Genomic DNA, 15,938 nt, shown 5'->3' with positions numbered 1-15,938 from the left:
CGACCACACGGGCCTTGATGGTGACGCGCTGCTGTCGGCTTCCGGTGTCAATCCTGACGCCAGCGCCGCGCCCAGCATGGTGCGTGGTCGCGCCGGAAATCCGCCCGGTCCGTGCCGCCCGCTTGGCAGCGCCTTTGACACGGCTAATGACTTCGTTGACCTGGGAGTTGTTACGCGCCTGGCGGCCCTTGGACAGTCGAACGCGCAGCGGCTTGTCGGTGCTGCTTGAACTTTGACCTCCCTTCCCAGCGGCCTGGCCTGGCCCTGCTGAGCTGCGCTTTTCACTACCTACCACGGTCGTCTCCTGGCCCAGAATCACTATGTTGTAAAATACAACAAGCCAGAACGACTATGTTGTAAGGAAAAGCCAATAGAAATAGTCAGTTAATACCCACATACCACACACACTTTTATCTTGCCCTTCTTTTCAGCTTCTCCGCTTTTGCCTTCCGACGCCCTCACCCCCTGCGATCACACCCACCCTTCGCAGAAGCCACAACGCCCGCTCTGGCTCTGCTGTAGCGCGTCTCGGAACCGTCGGCCTTGACCAAGCCCCGCCCTATCGGACGCTACCCGCACAACGCCGCACAAGCGGTCAGCGTGGCCTCGGTTGTGCAGCCTTCGGCCCGGTCCCTGCGAACCCTGTGGGCGCGGCTGCGGGCGACATCACGGGAACAGCATTGGCTTGGGCTTCGGTGGACCGGCGGCCGCTCGCCTTCCCGCTTGCCGGGAAGTTCACCGCCACCCCAGCCGCTTGCGACACCCAGCTCACGTAACCATTGCTCAAGCCGCGCGACTCGTTGCCGGTGTTGTACATCGACAAGGCGCTCAGCAGCGCAGGCTTTTCGGCGCGATATTTGGCCCATGTCTGGGCGTAGTTCCGGGCCAGAATGGCGGTGCCAATTCGGATGTTTGTGCATGGGTCTAGTAGGTCAACCGGCGTCACTCCGAATCTGGTCAGATGCTGCGAGTTGATCTGCATCAGCCCGATATCGGTACTGCGACCGGCCCTCACCTGTTCGACTGCGATCCGCTGGGCATCGTCAAACCGGGTCGGGTAGAAGCTACGGACCTGGTTGTTGATGGCATACGGATTGCCGCCACTCTCATGCTTGATGATCGCCTGCACGGTTTGCGGATGCACACCGATGGAGCAAGCGAGAATCACTGACATCAGGTCATTCATGATCGACTCCTACCGTAGACGATTGCGTCCACAACGGTGTAATGCTTCCGACGATTACCGACAGCGGAACGAACCCGTAATAGCGGCCGTCGTAGCTGTTAGCGAGACCATCACCGATGGTGAAAATGTGCCCCGCTGGAACTCGCGTGCAGCCTTGTAAGACGTGAGGCAACGCCACGCCTGTTCGGTCCGTGGCAGCGACCGCGCCCACTCGCCTATAGGTGGCTGGGTGCCCTGCGGTTGTTGGGGTTGCAATGCTGACTTCGCTGTTCACGCACACCGTGTCGCCAGCAACCGCACCGACACGCTTGATGTAAAGACTTCCGGGCTTCATCCAGCCGCGTTCAAAGCCATAACGCGCTGCCGCATTATGTGGGGAGAAAGCGACCAACTGGCCCCGGTCTGCGCTGTGCGCGTTGTGGTTCAGCAGGTAGAGACCTTGCGCCACGCTGGGTGAAAGGTTGGCAATGACGGTGAAGCCTAGCGCCGCCAAACTGCGCGCACTGGCCCATCCAAGTGCCGGGGCAATCAGTGCAAGCGCTAGACCTAGTGCTAGCCCATTGATTAGCTTTTTTCGTGTCACAGACATGCCATTAACCTCGCCTTTTGCGGGGGAGTTTGGCTCTCACGTCGGCGGTTAAAACCCTCAACCGCGCCAGTGGCATGCGCTGGAAAAACTGTTCAATTCGCGCCAATTCTAGCCGATTAAGTGATTCGATTTTCGACCGATTCAGCGCCAACCAAGCCACATAGGCGCGGACCCGTGTTGCACCTGTGATGTCGGCCAGAATTGCGACATCCGGGCGCACTGCTGGCACGCTTTCGCCCACCTGGCCGGGCGGCAATGCTTCACACAACACTACTCGCCACCGCGTTGTGCCGTAGTCGTTTTGCTCCCATAGATCCAGTGCAAACCGGTCCCCTGGTGCGAAGCTCAGAAGCCGGCGCCGGGTGCCGTCTTCGCCGATCACCCAGCGGCCCACCTGGCGCGGCTTGCCGGCTAGAATCCGACGGTTTGTCCAGCCCTTGGCGAAGGCTTCGATGACCTGGGCGCCCATCGTCAAACCTGCATGCATGCATGCTTGACGCGTTGCATGCATGTGATTGCCATTCGCTCCGCGCGAACCTGCATGCAAGCTGCGTTAGCCGCTTGCAGACTTGCATGCATTTTCCAAAACAGCATGCAAACAGGCTTGCATGCTCGCATGCATTTGCGGGTGCAGGCTTGCATGCACCACTGCAAGTCTGCACGCATGCATGGCTGCGTGCAGCTTGGCATGCAAGCATGCGCGCAACTAAACATGCAAGCCGCGTTGCATGCGCGCATGCGTTACTCGGCGTCTCCGGAATCGCCGTTGTCGGACATGGCCGACAACGGGGCAAGACCCATCGAGGCGAGGAACATGGAGATGCCCTTGATGGTGATGTCTTGGATGGTCATGTTATGGGTGTAACGGAACTCGGAAAGCCGGCGCAGGTCATCATCGGTCAGGTGACGGATGGTGATGGTGCGAGTGGCCCCAACCTTGGGCGCGCTCTTGGCCGTGCCTGCCTGGCGTGCGGCGCCCTGGGGCTTGGATTCGGCTGGCGCTGCGCGCACCGGCTTTTCTGGTTGGCTCTTGGTCTTATCCAGGGCGGCGAGCTTGCCGCTGAGTCCGGTGTTCATGCATGGGTTCCTTTGGTTGCGTCGAGTAGCGTTTGCACTTCGCGCCACAGGGCGCGAATCTCAAATGAGGCCTTGCCGGCCGGCTCGTATTCGCCCACGGCCTGGCCGTAAGCGAGTGCGCGCCGATAGGCCGTCCGATCATGGATGACCGTTTCCAACACCGGGATGCCGGTGCTTGCCAGCTCCCGTTCCACTTCCCGTGTCTCACTGGCGCGGATCGGGGCGCTGGACAGAATGAACGCCCCCGGTTTGCCGCTGGCCTGCAATAGCCGGATCGAGGCCGGCGCGGCGGCAAGGTCCAACAGGCTCGGGCGCACGGGCATGAGGGCGAGATCCGCATGCTCTAGCGCGGCGGCGATGCCGGCAGACGCATGCGGGGGGGTGTCCACAATCAGCAGGTCATAGCCTTCCTCGGCTGCGGCCTGTACCGCTGCGCCGACGTTGGCCGAAGTGATGGCCACCACTTCAATCGTGGAGTGCTGGCGGGTTTCGGCCCATCCCTTGGCCGAGCCTTGCGGATCGGTGTCGGCCAGCGCAACGCGCAGGCCGGCTTGCTGCGCGGCCACCGCGAGGTGAACAGCGATCGTTGTCTTGCCGGAGCCGCCCTTCTGGACGGCGATGGCGATGGTTTTCATGCACTGCGCTCCTGGTGGAAGTCGCTTGCTTACGGGCAAGTGTGCAATACCTTAGCAACACGCATGCACGCATGCAAGCTGCTTTAGTTGCACGCATGCAAAGCTGCGTGCATGCGTGCATGCTTAACTGCTACTACGCCCGCGCGGCTTTGTTTGGCCTGCCTTTGTCGAGGCGGGCGAGGTGGCCACCGACTCAAACGCTGCTAGCCGGCCCCGCAGGTTCGCTGCCTCCTCGCGGGCCTGGCCGGCAGCGTTGCGCTGCTCGGCAGCAACCAAGTGCGCCCGATCCAGCTCGGTGCGTAACTCACTGGCGCGGGCCTCGGCCGTGCTAGCCCGCTGCTGTAGGTCCACCAACGCGGTGCGCACCTGGTCAATGGCGACCTGGTGGGTAGCCGCTGCGGTGACGGCCTGCTCTAGGGCGGCATCCAGCTCGGCAATACGTGCTTGGGCCGCTTCCAGCTCAAGTGCTTGGGCCTCGTAGGCGTCGGCCATCTGCTGGCTCAATGCCTCCGACTCCTGCCGCTCGGCTTCCCACCCTGCTTGAGCCGCGCGCAACGCGTCGTTGGCCGCCTCCTGGGCGGCCTGCCAAATCGCTACCACCGCCAAGCCGGCGGCCTGCTGCACCGGCTCGGGCACCTGGACGGCAACCGCCGCCGGACGCGCCTGCGTGCGCCGCCACTCCTTCATGACGGTGCTCGCCTCGTTCATGTTGACCTTGGCGGCTTTGCGCACGGCATCGACGGTCGGAAAGGCCTCACGGCTGGCCTGATCGTACAGCGCGTCAGCGGCGGCGAGGATGCGATCGCGTGCGTCTTGTGAGGGGTCCATGTGCGGCTCCGCTGCTCTATTTGGTAAGAAGAATAATAATAGTATTCTTCTTACCGAGCAAGCGGGTTTTGCACTTGATTGCATGCCGTTCGTCGGCGCGGGGCGCGGGCACAGCCGGCGGACTCGGCGAGATGGCAACGCACGGCTGCGCCGCGCTCAGGCATCGGCGCGGGGGTGGGCTGGGCGGTGTCGGCGCTGACGCGCGGCGAGGGATGCACCTGGTCCGGTGCAAGCTCAAAAAAAACGGCGCCGGTCTCCCGGCGCCGCTGTGTATCACTTACCGGTTAGGGTAAGACCTGCAATGCATCCGTACCGATTCCCACCGCTGAAAGCGGAAGCGCCAGTAACGGCGGACATGTACAGGCTTTGGCCAAGCACAGGTGACGCAATTCATAATCTGCTCCTTCCCGGTCAGGGAGGGAGCGCTGTCCACAGCAGGTGTTCGATAAATCGCACTAATTAGCGAAACCTAACACCCTTGTTACGAAATTGAGCTATACTGCGCGACATGCTTCTCACGACATCCCACGAATCCAACGCAATTTTGCTGCTATGTAAGACTGCATAGACGACCGGGAACGCTCTACGCAACAACGCTTCGCTGGACCACCCAGCTAAATGAAATCTCAAGGCTACCTGCCTGCAAGCGGGTGGCTTTTTCGTGCTTCATCTAACAGCATCTTAACCTGGTCTCGTTCAGGAAGTCAAGCGATATCGGCTAGTGTTTGCAACACTTGAGCCAATCGCTGCAGCCCTTGCTGCGCTTACGTCTCGCAGGCTATTCGGCCGCTTTTACACGATGGAATTCCCGGTTCGCATGCGGTCCAGGGGCGATTGCACCTGTTCGATCGCTGCGCCTGGTCCCCGGCGACGCTGTGCCTTGGTCTTGGCCGAAGTTCAATGCAAGTTCAAGGGTCAAAAACGCTCCAACGCCTGCCACGTCACCCCCTGCTGACCTGTTTTTGGGGAGAGGGTGCCGCCGGCACTGCGGCAGGCGGTTTTGCAGTTGGCGGGAGTAGTTGGCGCAGTGGCGGTGGGAGAGGGACGCGTGCGTCCCTCTCCGGGGGGTCGAAGTTGCGACCGGAGCGCCGTAGGCGCGCAGGGAGGACAGGGGGGCGCAGCCCCCGCAACTTGAAAGGGTTTTTAACGCTGTCGTCGTCGCGAAGCGGCGGCGACGCCGATCTGCTGTTGAACGCTCTACTGACTGTGCTTTCAACCATCGGTTGACTGGATGGCCTGGCAATTAAGGGTCACAAATAACGTTACTTCCCCACAGGCTTATCCCCCGAAGCGGGGTGGAACTCGGTTCGTGGGTGTCGTTGAGGGCGTCGAGGTGGTGATCGCGGCCGCCAAAGTCAGGGCGGCTCGCCTTTTCGCGGCAGATTTGCCGGCGTGTGCGCCTGTTTTTGCGGTATCGGGCAGCGCAATGCCTGCCGGGACGGCTATTTGAACAGGGCGAGGATGTCGGAGATGTGCTGCACGGCGCTCTGCGCGCCGCCTGGCGGGTCGCCCGTGGCTCGGTGCGCCGCAGGGCGGGCAGCGCCCGTGCGCGGCGTAGTGCCGGCGTCCTGGGGCGGCTGCCGGCGTGCGTGCGCCTGGGCGAATGACGCAACGCCGGTCCCCCGCGCCTGGTCGGCGTGCTTGCGGTCGCGCTTGAGTAACCAGCTGGTGCCGGCCATGTCGCAGAGCCGTTGGAAGTTGAGCCGGCGCACGCCCGGCTCGCTGCACCAGGCGACTGCGCCCTCGGCGTCTTTAGTGTGCCGGCGGACCTGCTTGGTGGGGAATGCCCAGCCAAGGCTCACCATCATGTCGATCGAGCGTTTGGCGCGTTCCAGCTCGGCGCCGGTCTGTGCGCCATAGGCGAGCTGGGCGAGGTCGTGCAGCGTGTAGCGCTGCCAGGGGCCGCCGCCCTGGCGCGGCTTGCCCACAAACCCGGTGCGCACGTCGGCCAGGTAGAGCAGGGCGACGGACATGGCCAACAGTGATTCGGCGCCGTCCTTGCGCAGAGCGCGCACCCGCGTCAGCGCCTTGTCCAGGGCATAGCCGGCCACGATGACGTTGCGGCTAATCCGCATCCACAGCGAGCCTCGCCGTTGTTCCAGGCTCCGCACCAACGCTTCGCGGGTGGCATCGAGGACGGCCGGACGGCGCTTCTTGCCGGACGGCGGCTTGGGCTGACGCCAATGCACACGCTTGTGCGGCCGGCCGCTGGTCGCGGTCGGTTCGGGGCCTGGCGTGTGGAAGCCTGGATCTACTGCTGGCATGTCCCGCGCCGATGAACGGCAGCGGGGCAAGGTGTTCGGCGTTTAGGCCTTTGCATCCTTTCCCTCTTGCACGGCTTCGCCGGCGGGATTAGGATGAGGGTACGTTATTGCCCCATTGACTGGTTTTCCCGCCAGCCCAGTGATGAAAAAACCGCCCTTGCCGGGGCGGTTTTTTCGTTTTCGGGTGTCTACTGCGTTAGCAGCTGGCCCACCCGCGTTGTCATATCGCTACCAAGTATCCGCGCGCGGCCCTTAAACCGCAAGCAATCTCCGTGTGCACAACCATTGCACACCATACCTGGCACGCATTTTGCCCTCGCGCCATGAGGCGCCGGCATGATTCGTTCGGGTTATCGCTCGACACGGAACGCGTGGTCAGCCGGCGGAATGCGCCGAGAAGCGAACATCGGCTCAAACAGCTTGGCGCGCGTCATCGTGGATAGTCGCAGCTGCTGCCGGCAGCCCGTGACGACCGGACCGGACACGCTAATGAACTCGGTGGACGTGACAGACGACACGCCAGCATCGCCCGCGATGCAGTCACTTCCCAGCACCGCCATGCGAGGTTGGTGATACACCTGTGCAGCCTGGCGGTTGCAAAACAGGACATCTTCGCTCACTGCGTCGTGGTCCTGGTCGGCGAGGCTGTAGTTCACCTCATGCGTGCAGAGCATTTCCCCCTCGACCGCCCAGCGGGTGACGACGCGGAATGCATCGACGGTTCCGGCCGCCTCGATCAACACGCCGTTCATGGCCATGCGTCCGATCTTGCGACAGGCCACCTGATACCGCTTGTTGGGATACGGACGGCGGGCGACGACCTCGATGCCGTTGCGTAGCAGCAGGCCGAACGGGGCAATCGCAATATCGATCAGTTCGCACCGAGTGGGGATGCCCTTCGGCTCAAGCAGCCGGGGCGAAAGATGGATCAGCATGGGATTGCCTCATTGCTGGGCAGCCCACGGGTTGGGGCTGCGCGGTGTGGTCATGCAGGGAAGCATGGCGCCGGCACGTCCAGGACGCCACTGGAGTGCGCTGCGGGCGCGCTAGGCGCCTTCGATCACCGGGGGTGTGCGCACGGGCAGTGCGAAGTCAGCGGCCAACTGTGCGGCCACCTCCAGGCTCAGCACGTAGTGCCCCTCGGCCACCACCAGCGCGGCGAGGTCGGCCGACACCGCTGCCGGCGAATACACGAAGACATTAAGCGCGGCCACGCCGCGCACGGTGCAATACGCCGGGCCTGACACGTCGCCGACGTGGGGGGCCAGGTGGACGCCGAATTGCGGCTCCCCGTTTTCGACCTGGTGGCGCACGTGCAGTAGTAGCCCGGCATGGGCGCTGGGATAGCTGCCGGTGCGCGCCGGGGCTGCGTTGGGTCTGGGCTTGTCCATGTTCGGTTCCTTCGATCAGCTCGCGGTGTGCATAACCATTGCACACCGCGAACCTAAAAAAAAGCTGCCGCCGCAGCGCTGGGCAACGTCTAGCGGCTCACGCGTAGCTTGACCAGTAGTGCGGGCGCCCGTCCCACGGGTGGGCATAGGCACTGCTGGACAGCTTGACGCCGTTGCGCGGATTGACCCGCTTGCGGATCGGCTCGGCCTTTGTGTACTGGCCTGGCACCGGGATGGCAGTGCCGGACATATGGCCGGTGTCCTGTCGCTGCTGAACCAGCTCGCGCAGGGTCACGGTGCGATTCTGCACGGCAACGACTTCGTAAAAATCCACGTTGGTCTGTTCGTAGCCATAGCTAGACACCAGCACCGCCCCCACAGTGAGGGTGTGCGGGCGCTTGGCCTCGGCGCGGCGCTCGGCCTGGGCGTCGGCCAGCTGCTGCCGGCGGGTGGTGAAGCTGGCAATGTCTTGCTCGGCCGCGGCCTGTGACCGAAACCACACCCGGTCAGGCTTCAAGGCCTTGCCGTGGAACTTGGTCACGACGATGCGGCCGGCTTCCTCGGCGATGTAGTAGCGCGAGCCGTCGGCCAAGTCATGCGGCTGCTGGGCATAGCGGGGGCCGGCGATGGCATCGCGTAGCTCGGTACGCTCGGCGGCGGTCAGGGAAGCGGGGTTAGGCAGCTTATGCATGGTGGTGTCCTGGTCAGTGCTGGGGGGTGGTGGCCAACAACGCAGCGGCGGCGCTGTCGGAGTCGGCCTGTTCGGTCAGTGCGATCGCTTTGCGTGCCAGCTCGTGGGCGCGGAACAAGCTGCGTGCGCCTCCGGCGGGCAGCTCGCGCAGCTGCTGGGCTTCGCGGCGCAAGCGCGCTGCATGCACCCGACAGGCGCGCTCATGGCGGCGGTGATCGGCGATCAGGGCGCGCACGTTGTCGGCGGCGGTCATGCCGCACCGCCGACACGATCCAGAAGCCGGCAGCGCTCGCACTGGATCGCAGGCAGTGGCAGCAGCGCAGGGCAGCAAAGGCACGGCGTAGACCGCACAAAGTCGGTCAGCTCTGCGAGCACGGCACGGGCTTGGCGCAGGCTGGCGTCAACGCTCACGCCGTGGATCTGCTGGGTGGTTTTGGCCTGGTCCATCGTCAGTTCCTCAACGTTTCGGCCGATGGTGTGCAATACCATTGCACACCATGCGGCAAAAAAAGGGGTCAGTCTTCGGTCGGTTGCATGATGGTGATGACCGGCTCGCCGTTGTCGCCGCCGCCGATATGCATGTGCAGGGTCACGATACGGGCCTGGTGGCCCTTGCCCTCACGGGGCACCCGGTGCAGGGCGAACGGCACCCGGTTTGCCTGGCCGTTGCGGGCGGCGAAGTTGCGGGCCATGAACAGCACATCCCACAACCGGCCTTCCTCGTCCTGCGGCACGTGCTTGCGCTTGGTGTCTTCCTGGCTCCATGCCACGCAGTCGGCCCAGACGGCCCGCGTGACCGCAACCGGCACCTTAAAGCCGGCCTCACGGGCGAGGGTGGACACGTCCACCAAATCGCCATCCTCAAGGAGGTCAGCGCGGGTGTGGATATGGATGATGTCGGATGCTGAAAACATGGCGAGGTCTCCGGTAATTGTGTGGTGTGCAATGTCCTGGCACACCTACATAATACCTGTTTGCATGCTTGCATGCAAGCATGCAAGCATGCAAGCTGTCATGCATGCACCTCTGCGTTCCGCCACTGGAACATCACTCCCCCGCATCAATGCAGGGGGTTGGTGCATCTGGTCGCTCACGGTGCTTGGTCCCCGGCCACGCCTTGCCTAGACCACAGCCCGAAGCTCGATCACACGACAACGCCGGCATGCCTGACCAAGCCTCACACACCACCATGCAAACCCGCTTTTGCGGGTAGTCGTCGCCGGCAGCGCAGCCACGCGTGCCCGCGTGCCCGCGTGCAACACTGCGTCTATTAAGCGGCGGGGAGGGCGGTTGGCCCGGGCACAAAAAAAGCCGCCAAGATCTCCGGCGACTTTTACAACGTATGGCGCGGTAACGCCGTCGATCTAATCAGGCAAGTTCCAATCTTCGCTTTTGTCGCGCGGCTCGCGCTTGCGCACGATCAGCGTCACTTCGCCCTCGATGGCGACCGGCACGGTGCGTAGCTTGAGGGTGAACCCGCCGCTTCGGTGGGGAAAAGCAACGCCGCACCGGAACCACTCGGTACCGGTTTCGCCGTCGCCTTTGGTGTAGGCATGCGGCGACACGACATCGAAGCGTTCATGCGTGGCGATTGGTGCGGGTGCAGCTGCTGCGTTGGAGTCAGATTTAGGCATCATCGTCGCGTTCTCGGCGTGTGGTTTGGTGCGCGTGCAACGGCACGTGCATGGGCGAGGTTACATCGTGCAATACCATTGCACACCTCGCGCAGACGGCGCGATGGTGCGGACTGCGATGCAGGCCGCATCTGTGGCCGCCTGCCGGCGGTCACCAGGTCACGCGGCCGTCCACGCATGCTCCACGGCCAGCGCGTCGCGCTGCCCGTCGCCGTGGGGGATGGGTGTATCCATCCCCAGGCGTCGGGGAAGCGGTGGGGCATGGGTGGGCGGGCCTGCCGGTTGCAGCTCGTCCCCGGCTTGTCCACGGGGGCGGCCCACGGCCGACGCTGACCAGGTGGTGCCGTCCACCTGGTCAGCGCCACGGTGGGCAAGCGGGGGGCGAGCTGCCCGCCCTCAGCCTGAAAGGCGGGGTGCGTAATAGACGGATATGTCGTCCTCGTGCATTTTCTTGGCTCTTAGTCTTGCGTAACGGGGCCGCAGCCCCTTCCAATGGTTAGTGCGCCTGGTTCTCGGCAACGCTCTACACCTAGAGAAAATCTAGTCTTCCAAGTCGCCACAGCCTGCGGGGCAGTAATTGCGGTCAATGCCGTGAGAGCAGTAACCCTCGTCGTGGTCCCGCTCGATCTGGGATGCGATTTCATCGGCCGTCAGGTAATCAAATTCATTGCGCGCCAACTCGATTGCCCGCTGTTGATGCTCGGCGGGAAACGTGGCCACATAGCCGTCAATGCGACCGCTCAAACGGCGCTGGTACAGCTCATAAATGAGCCCGCAACCGTCATTCGCCTTGTCGGCCAAGGTTGCGATATGGGCGCGGCATTGATCGGGGTTGAATTCGGTTGTCATTGTGGGGCGCTCCGTGGTTTGGTGTGCAACGTCTTGGCACACCTACATAATACCGGCTTGCATGTTTGCATGCAAGCATGCAAGCTGTCATGCATGCACCTCTGCGTTCCGCCACTGGAACATCACTCCCCCGCATCAATGCAGGGGGTTGGTGCATCTGGTCGCTCCCGGTGCTTGGTCCCCGGCCACGCCTTGCCTAGAACACAGCCCGAAGCTCGATCACACGACAACGCCGGCATGCCTGACCAAGCCTCACACACCACCATGCAAACCCGCTTTTGCGGGTAGTCGGTAGACCCCTGCGTCACGCCCCCGCGCTTGGCGGGCGGATCTGCGTCGTCATGCTTTGCTGTTGCTCTGGGCGGATGCAGCGAAGCGAAAAACGGGGCTTTCGCCCCGTCCCTCCTTAGTTGAGTTTTTCGAACAGCGCTGCGATGGCTGTGACCAGCGTCGCCAGGGCCGTGATGATGGCCGGCAGATTTTCCAGCACCGTTGTGAGGACTTGATGCGTGCGTTTTTTCATAGTGCGTTCCTTTCGGCGCGGGGTTATTGATCGCGCACCGATCAGGCGCATGGCGGATAAGGTTGACGTGCAAGGGGGAACCCGGAAGCCGCAGCGCAAGCGACCGCAGGGAGTGCGAACGGGTGAGGATTCGCCCTTGCAGGGCGGCCGAGCCATGCGATGTTCGGGGCAAGCTGGCGATCAATAACGCTGCGTCGATGCGAAGGAAGCGCACTATGAGCACGCATCACGGCCGGGGTGCTGGATGCCGGGCAATGGCCCTGGCGACGCTGGTCTTTGCGGCGCTGATCGAAAACGGCGCGCGGGACGCGGCGTGGCTTTGGCTTCTGCAAGCGGAGCGCGCAGGGGCGAGGATTAGGGCCGGCTGGCGATGACGCGGCACGCGGCATCGGTGCGCAGCACCCCAAGCCGTTGGCCGCTAGCGGCCACGCCCCGGCCTGGATGGGGTAAGACCCACGCCACTGCATCGTTTTCGCATGCTGTGCGACATTGGCATGTGTACTGTGGTGCATGGGCCAACGCAAACGACCAGCACTCGCACCGTGGCACTTCGGCCCACCTGGCATCTGTGACGCGTGCGGCAGCCGGTGCGGCACGATGGACCAGGCCGGTATCGTCTGCTACGTCTGCAAGGCGGGCGTATTCATGCCACGGGGATTCTGGCAATTGTCCCCTTGCCCGTCGTGCAAGGGGACCGACTCGTTTTGCACATGCTGCGAGGGTCGTAACTGCATCGCCACGCCCCGCGAAGACATCGACGTTGATGTGCTCGAACAGTACTGGCAGAAGGTCATCGAGCGGGCACTAGAGTACGGCGAATCGTTGCCCGCGCCGATTGCGGCATTACATCGATAGAGCTGCGACCTGCGCAGTGTTTGTTACGCCTCGGCGCCGATGACAAACAGGGGGTCGCGGCTCACTTCATTGCCATCGGCGTCGATCACCCAGATGCCCCAATGACTGGCAAAGAATGTCTCGCGCGTGTTGACCTCTAGCGATTGACCACCTGTAAAGGTCATGAATTCCTTGCTCCCTTGCCCGGTGTAAACGACATCACCGGTCACGGTCCACGTGATCGACGCCGGCACGGGTAGGCCTGGCCCGCGAATAGGGCCAATCACGCGGCACTCGAACCTGTAGGGCGAAGCAAGCGCCAGACATGGCGTCCCGTTCAGATCGAAATGCTCGGCACCTGGTGTGATCGGAATTGCGGACTCCAGCAATCCACGCACGTACCATTGTTCTTTAAGAGTGAACAGGGTGCCGCTATTCAAGTGGATCGCTTTTGCTGGCTTGAAGATGTCGGCTTTAATGGGCATGCAGTGATCCCTTGCGTGTGAGTTGGTGGTTTCAAGATTGGGTGTTCAACAGCTCGGCAATCGCTGCATCCGTCGCGGCTTGGTCCGCTTCGTCGTAGGCCACCAGGTCGCAGCGGTCGGGGTAAAGCAGCGGCATCAGCTTCTCATAGGTCGCTAGGCGCTGGACATCGGTCAGCGCTGACAGCCTGGCTGCAAGATCGAGCAAGTCCACGGTGGGCGCGACGAGGTCGCAAGGATCGGCGTTTCTCTTTCGTTGTTGCGCCGTCCGTTCGGCGGCGCGCTCGGCTGCAACGTCTGCCAGTCGATCCACGTCAGTGGTCCATGGGCCGTGTGGCACGTAACCGAGCTGCGCATCCTGAGTCATGCCTTGCAGGTAGTCGTAGTGCGCCTCGTTGCACGCGTCGTTGAGCATTTCTGCGAGCGCAGCCCATTCGTCCGGGGTGAACTGCGGCATGTGCCGCAGGACCAATTCACGGTAGGAGCCAAGGATCTGGGAGAGCCGCTCGTGCGCAAAGCGATGCCCCTGGAACAGGGCTGCATCGCCACGCGACAGCGTGACGTTGAGCGCGTAGGTCTCGTGCGGATCTGCCCGCGCGGGGCACGCATCTGCGCTGCTGTCCTGGTCGAGCGCCGCCAGCGCATTGAGGCGGGCAACGGACGCCGGCACCGCCTCATCCGGTGTTGGCGTGTAGCCGGTGGCCACGGGCGCAATCAGGGCATGCAGGCGCTGCCATGCGCCGAGGTACTCGTGTCCCAGATCCTCGCCGCTGAACTCAGCCAGCAGCACGTGCTGCAGATCCGCGCTGAAGGTGCGCAGCCGGGCTTCGTGCTGCTCGACCAGGCCGGCGAGAAAATCGCGCTCGGCGGTCACCTGGTGGAGTTCGTCGTGATCCTGAGCCATAGGGCCGAACGTCCTTTGGGGGTTGATGGGTGTGGGTAACGTTGGCTAGCGGTAGCGACGAACGAGCCCTAGAACCGTAGCGACAATAAGCTCAAGAACGATGAAGGCGAGGATCGCTAGCATTCCAATCCATCCGGCGACGCCAATAAGCAGCAGTGCGGCTCCCATCTGCCATAGTGTCTGCAAAACCGCCAGTAGCGTGCCCTGCACCATTTCTGCCATCGCTTTTTCGGCATCAGTCGCAGGTTTCTTGCTAGCCACCGCAGAAGCCCACAGGCCGACGACGATCATCAGCACGGCGAAGGGCAGCGAGGCCGTCAGGAAGATTCCATTTTCAAGAGTGGCAGGGCTGGCGAACATCAGGGCAAACACCAGCCCACCAATACCCGAGCCGGCCACCGCCGCCGCAAGGCGGCGCAGGCGGTGCGTTGCGGACTGCGGCGGGGGGTTGCCGGTCATACGCTGGCTCCGGTGTCACGGGCGGTCTTGCGGGTGCGCGGCAGGCCGGGCAATTTCAGCTGCGCCCGGTCGCTGGGCAGGATCTTGGTGGCCGCTGCCGCCGCGCCGGCCGGTGTCTTGGCCGGCGTGCGCTTGGCGGGCTTGCCCTCGCGCTGGAGCTTGGCCAACGATTTCAGTGCGGCCGGCCGGCCACGCCGGTAGACCTTGGGCGCGCGCACGTAGTTGGCCGGCAGCACTTCAAACACCGTCACGCCCAGCGCCAGCAGCTGGGCGGCGGCGGTGTCGAGCGAGGCAAACACGCGCGCCTCGCCGCGCTGTCCGGTCAGTTGCTTCTCGGTTTGGCCCACGCGCACCATCACGGTGTAGCCGCCGACCTGGCCAACCAGCTGCACGGTGCGCAGCACGCCAGCACTGGCGAGGGCGGCGAGGGTGGTGGTGGAAATGGGGGATGGCATGATCGACCTATCAAACTTCGATGTTTGATACTCAATCATTTAAACCTGACGTGCAAGCCCTAGTGCGGCGAGGCCGTCAGCGCACATAACGCGAAATTCCACGCAGTGGGGCGGGGGGGGGCTTATTCCTTCGGCAGATTCCTGCAGGCGCTCCAAGCCACACTTGCCTTCTCTGGCATGGTCTTTGCCTGTCTTGTTTGCACGCTGTGTGCTTAACAGGATGACTCTATGAAGCTGCGTATCTTCACGCTTGCGGTGGCTATTGCGTGTGCGCCTCCAGTGCTTGCCAAAGGCCCACCCCCGCCCTTGTCCAACGCTCAAATCAAGACGGCGCTGATTCGCGAATCCATAAGCTCGTATCCAGGCAACTGTCCTTGCCCCTATAACACAGCGCGCAATGGAAGCAGTTGTGGCGGTAGGAGCGCATATAGCCGTGGCGGCGGTTACGCGCCCCTTTGCTATCCGAAAGACGTAACGGCCGGCATGGTTGCTGAATACCGTCAGGGTGTCCACTGAGGGATTTCAGATTGCTCGTCTTACGCCGTTAAGACTGTGCCACAAGGCAAAAAATGGAGATACACATGAAGAAGACAAAGGCGGCTATTGCAATATTCGCACTGCTCGCATCGGCGGTTGTATCTGCGCAGACACATGTCAATGGCTACCATCGTGCCAATGGCACTTATGTGCAGCCCCACTACCGCAGCGCCGCGAACAGCACGACGCTCGATAATTATTCGACCCGCGGAAACGTCAACCCATACACCGGCAAAGCTGGCACTGTGGATGGGTATAAGGAGCAAAGCACTTATCGCCAGACCACCCCGCCGCCAACCTATAACCCCTATCAATCCCAATCAGGCAACCCGTACAACTCGGGATACTGATACATCGCCAAACCGCCCAAGCAACAGCCCCCCAGCTACGAGGGGTTCTATTAGCAAACCAAATCGCCTTTTGCTGTCGCGTTCGCTCTGCGTCACGGGATGCGTTGGAATTCACACGTGGCCACCTGCAGGTGGCCACGAAGCGCGACAGCTCCTGCAGCTGTGCATTGGCGCGCGGCGGACCAAGTTGTAGGACATGTAGCTCGGCCGACCTAACCTTGCGAGATGGATTGCCGGTTGAATGCCGGCG

The 15,938-nt window shown here is 62.9% G+C and carries 22 protein-coding genes; 2 read left to right on the top strand and 20 right to left on the bottom strand.

All coding sequences use genetic code 11. The annotated features are described in order from the left end of the window. Positions 1-595: 595 nt before the first annotated feature. The 20 genes from KWO_RS22290 to KWO_RS22190 all read right to left on the bottom strand — a co-directional run bounded on the left by KWO_RS22290 (position 596) and on the right by KWO_RS22190 (position 14,801). Positions 596-1,186: a lytic transglycosylase domain-containing protein gene (locus KWO_RS22290; RefSeq protein ID WP_017113463.1), complete on the bottom strand. Its 591-nt coding sequence runs from the start codon at positions 1,184-1,186 to the stop codon at positions 596-598. Then, entirely contained in the window at positions 1,179-1,775 is a 597-nt protein-coding gene (lepB, locus tag KWO_RS22285) for a signal peptidase I (RefSeq protein ID WP_082320231.1), read from the bottom strand. The genes KWO_RS22290 and lepB overlap by 8 nt, the downstream gene beginning before the upstream one ends. Before the next feature lie 4 nt (positions 1,776-1,779). Then, positions 1,780-2,244, bottom strand: coding sequence for a DUF2840 domain-containing protein (locus tag KWO_RS22280; RefSeq protein ID WP_017113462.1), 465 nt, complete (start codon positions 2,242-2,244; stop codon positions 1,780-1,782). Between the two features lie 272 nt (positions 2,245-2,516). Further along, positions 2,517-2,852, bottom strand: a complete 336-nt coding sequence (locus KWO_RS22275; RefSeq protein WP_017113460.1) for a hypothetical protein — start codon at positions 2,850-2,852, stop codon at positions 2,517-2,519. Beyond that, entirely contained in the window at positions 2,849-3,487 is a 639-nt protein-coding gene (gene parA, locus KWO_RS22270) for a ParA family partition ATPase (RefSeq protein WP_017113459.1), read from the bottom strand. Before parA ends, KWO_RS22275 begins: the two co-directional genes overlap by 4 nt. A gap of 123 nt (positions 3,488-3,610) precedes the next feature. Next, positions 3,611-4,315 (bottom strand): DNA-binding protein, encoded by a 705-nt coding sequence (locus KWO_RS22265; protein ID WP_017113458.1) that lies wholly within the window; start codon positions 4,313-4,315, stop codon positions 3,611-3,613. Positions 4,316-5,757: 1,442 nt separating this feature from the next. Continuing rightward, complete coding sequence (locus tag KWO_RS22260; protein WP_017113814.1) at positions 5,758-6,579, bottom strand: hypothetical protein; 822 nt, start codon at positions 6,577-6,579, stop codon at positions 5,758-5,760. A gap of 350 nt (positions 6,580-6,929) precedes the next feature. Beyond that, positions 6,930-7,514 (bottom strand): DUF6012 family protein, encoded by a 585-nt coding sequence (locus KWO_RS22255; protein ID WP_017113443.1) that lies wholly within the window; start codon positions 7,512-7,514, stop codon positions 6,930-6,932. Between the two features lie 111 nt (positions 7,515-7,625). Then, entirely contained in the window at positions 7,626-7,970 is a 345-nt protein-coding gene (locus KWO_RS22250) for a hypothetical protein (protein WP_017113444.1), read from the bottom strand. Positions 7,971-8,067: 97 nt separating this feature from the next. Continuing rightward, positions 8,068-8,661: a hypothetical protein gene (locus tag KWO_RS22245; RefSeq protein ID WP_017113442.1), complete on the bottom strand. Its 594-nt coding sequence runs from the start codon at positions 8,659-8,661 to the stop codon at positions 8,068-8,070. A gap of 13 nt (positions 8,662-8,674) precedes the next feature. After that, positions 8,675-8,914 carry a hypothetical protein gene (locus tag KWO_RS22240; protein ID WP_017113441.1) on the bottom strand — a complete coding sequence of 80 codons (240 nt, stop codon included), beginning with the start codon at positions 8,912-8,914 and terminating at the stop codon, positions 8,675-8,677. After that, positions 8,911-9,150 carry a hypothetical protein gene (locus tag KWO_RS22235; protein WP_017113440.1) on the bottom strand — a complete coding sequence of 80 codons (240 nt, stop codon included), beginning with the start codon at positions 9,148-9,150 and terminating at the stop codon, positions 8,911-8,913. Before KWO_RS22235 ends, KWO_RS22240 begins: the two co-directional genes overlap by 4 nt. A 26-nt stretch (positions 9,151-9,176) precedes the next feature. Next, positions 9,177-9,575, bottom strand: coding sequence for a DUF6573 family protein (locus KWO_RS22230; protein ID WP_017113439.1), 399 nt, complete (start codon positions 9,573-9,575; stop codon positions 9,177-9,179). A 450-nt stretch (positions 9,576-10,025) separates the two neighbouring features. Continuing rightward, positions 10,026-10,295: a hypothetical protein gene (locus KWO_RS22225; protein ID WP_026113108.1), complete on the bottom strand. Its 270-nt coding sequence runs from the start codon at positions 10,293-10,295 to the stop codon at positions 10,026-10,028. A 540-nt stretch (positions 10,296-10,835) separates the two neighbouring features. Continuing rightward, entirely contained in the window at positions 10,836-11,144 is a 309-nt protein-coding gene (locus KWO_RS22220) for a hypothetical protein (protein WP_017113447.1), read from the bottom strand. 406 nt (positions 11,145-11,550) lie between these two features. Continuing rightward, a complete protein-coding gene (locus KWO_RS23245) occupies positions 11,551-11,718 on the bottom strand; it encodes a hypothetical protein (RefSeq protein ID WP_159102186.1) in 168 nt (55 codons plus the stop codon). Positions 11,719-12,545: 827 nt separating this feature from the next. Next, on the bottom strand, positions 12,546-12,986 hold the full coding sequence (locus KWO_RS22205) for a hypothetical protein (RefSeq protein ID WP_017113485.1): 441 nt from the start codon (positions 12,984-12,986) through the stop codon (positions 12,546-12,548). Between the two features lie 31 nt (positions 12,987-13,017). Continuing rightward, positions 13,018-13,887, bottom strand: a complete 870-nt coding sequence (locus KWO_RS22200; RefSeq protein WP_017113811.1) for a hypothetical protein — start codon at positions 13,885-13,887, stop codon at positions 13,018-13,020. 45 nt (positions 13,888-13,932) lie between these two features. Then, positions 13,933-14,346, bottom strand: a complete 414-nt coding sequence (locus KWO_RS22195; protein ID WP_017113474.1) for a hypothetical protein — start codon at positions 14,344-14,346, stop codon at positions 13,933-13,935. Continuing rightward, positions 14,343-14,801: a hypothetical protein gene (locus KWO_RS22190; protein ID WP_017113473.1), complete on the bottom strand. Its 459-nt coding sequence runs from the start codon at positions 14,799-14,801 to the stop codon at positions 14,343-14,345. The genes KWO_RS22195 and KWO_RS22190 overlap by 4 nt, the downstream gene beginning before the upstream one ends. Before the next feature lie 228 nt (positions 14,802-15,029). Between KWO_RS22190 and KWO_RS23240 the strand changes: the two genes are divergently transcribed. Both KWO_RS23240 and KWO_RS22180 read left to right on the top strand, forming a co-directional pair. Then, positions 15,030-15,317: a hypothetical protein gene (locus tag KWO_RS23240; protein ID WP_086019758.1), complete on the top strand. Its 288-nt coding sequence runs from the start codon at positions 15,030-15,032 to the stop codon at positions 15,315-15,317. A 65-nt stretch (positions 15,318-15,382) separates the two neighbouring features. Beyond that, on the top strand, positions 15,383-15,688 hold the full coding sequence (locus KWO_RS22180; RefSeq protein WP_174556041.1) for a hypothetical protein: 306 nt from the start codon (positions 15,383-15,385) through the stop codon (positions 15,686-15,688). The last annotated feature ends 250 nt before the right edge of the window (positions 15,689-15,938 follow it).

The organism is Xanthomonas vasicola pv. musacearum NCPPB 4379, from assembly GCF_000277895.2.
Taxonomy (GTDB): domain Bacteria; phylum Pseudomonadota; class Gammaproteobacteria; order Xanthomonadales; family Xanthomonadaceae; genus Xanthomonas; species Xanthomonas vasicola.
This window is presented reverse-complemented; position numbering and strand designations above follow the sequence as displayed.

Bases quoted from the DNA above. Each gene is read 5' to 3' on its own strand.
- KWO_RS22265 (WP_017113458.1), bottom strand. From the start codon at position 4,315: ATGGACCCCTCACAAGACGCACGCGATCGCATCCTCGCCGCCGCTGAC.
- KWO_RS23245 (WP_159102186.1), bottom strand. From the start codon at position 11,718: ATGCGCCTGATCGGTGCGCGATCAATAACCCCGCGCCGAAAGGAACGC.
- KWO_RS22220 (WP_017113447.1), bottom strand. From the start codon at position 11,144: ATGACAACCGAATTCAACCCCGATCAATGCCGCGCCCATATCGCAACC.
- KWO_RS22230 (WP_017113439.1), bottom strand. From the start codon at position 9,575: ATGTTTTCAGCATCCGACATCATCCATATCCACACCCGCGCTGACCTC.
- KWO_RS22235 (WP_017113440.1), bottom strand. From the start codon at position 9,150: ATGGTATTGCACACCATCGGCCGAAACGTTGAGGAACTGACGATGGAC.
- KWO_RS22190 (WP_017113473.1), bottom strand. From the start codon at position 14,801: ATGCCATCCCCCATTTCCACCACCACCCTCGCCGCCCTCGCCAGTGCT.
- KWO_RS22240 (WP_017113441.1), bottom strand. From the start codon at position 8,914: ATGACCGCCGCCGACAACGTGCGCGCCCTGATCGCCGATCACCGCCGC.
- lepB (WP_082320231.1), bottom strand. From the start codon at position 1,775: ATGTCTGTGACACGAAAAAAGCTAATCAATGGGCTAGCACTAGGTCTA.
- KWO_RS22250 (WP_017113444.1), bottom strand. From the start codon at position 7,970: ATGGACAAGCCCAGACCCAACGCAGCCCCGGCGCGCACCGGCAGCTAT.
- KWO_RS22290 (WP_017113463.1), bottom strand. From the start codon at position 1,186: ATGAATGACCTGATGTCAGTGATTCTCGCTTGCTCCATCGGTGTGCAT.
- KWO_RS22225 (WP_026113108.1), bottom strand. From the start codon at position 10,295: ATGCCTAAATCTGACTCCAACGCAGCAGCTGCACCCGCACCAATCGCC.
- KWO_RS22200 (WP_017113811.1), bottom strand. From the start codon at position 13,887: ATGGCTCAGGATCACGACGAACTCCACCAGGTGACCGCCGAGCGCGAT.
- KWO_RS22195 (WP_017113474.1), bottom strand. From the start codon at position 14,346: ATGACCGGCAACCCCCCGCCGCAGTCCGCAACGCACCGCCTGCGCCGC.
- KWO_RS22275 (WP_017113460.1), bottom strand. From the start codon at position 2,852: ATGAACACCGGACTCAGCGGCAAGCTCGCCGCCCTGGATAAGACCAAG.
- KWO_RS22260 (WP_017113814.1), bottom strand. From the start codon at position 6,579: ATGCCAGCAGTAGATCCAGGCTTCCACACGCCAGGCCCCGAACCGACC.
- KWO_RS22280 (WP_017113462.1), bottom strand. From the start codon at position 2,244: ATGGGCGCCCAGGTCATCGAAGCCTTCGCCAAGGGCTGGACAAACCGT.
- KWO_RS22205 (WP_017113485.1), bottom strand. From the start codon at position 12,986: ATGCCCATTAAAGCCGACATCTTCAAGCCAGCAAAAGCGATCCACTTG.
- parA (WP_017113459.1), bottom strand. From the start codon at position 3,487: ATGAAAACCATCGCCATCGCCGTCCAGAAGGGCGGCTCCGGCAAGACA.
- KWO_RS22180 (WP_174556041.1), top strand. From the start codon at position 15,383: ATGAAGAAGACAAAGGCGGCTATTGCAATATTCGCACTGCTCGCATCG.
- KWO_RS23240 (WP_086019758.1), top strand. From the start codon at position 15,030: ATGAAGCTGCGTATCTTCACGCTTGCGGTGGCTATTGCGTGTGCGCCT.
- KWO_RS22255 (WP_017113443.1), bottom strand. From the start codon at position 7,514: ATGCTGATCCATCTTTCGCCCCGGCTGCTTGAGCCGAAGGGCATCCCC.
- KWO_RS22245 (WP_017113442.1), bottom strand. From the start codon at position 8,661: ATGCATAAGCTGCCTAACCCCGCTTCCCTGACCGCCGCCGAGCGTACC.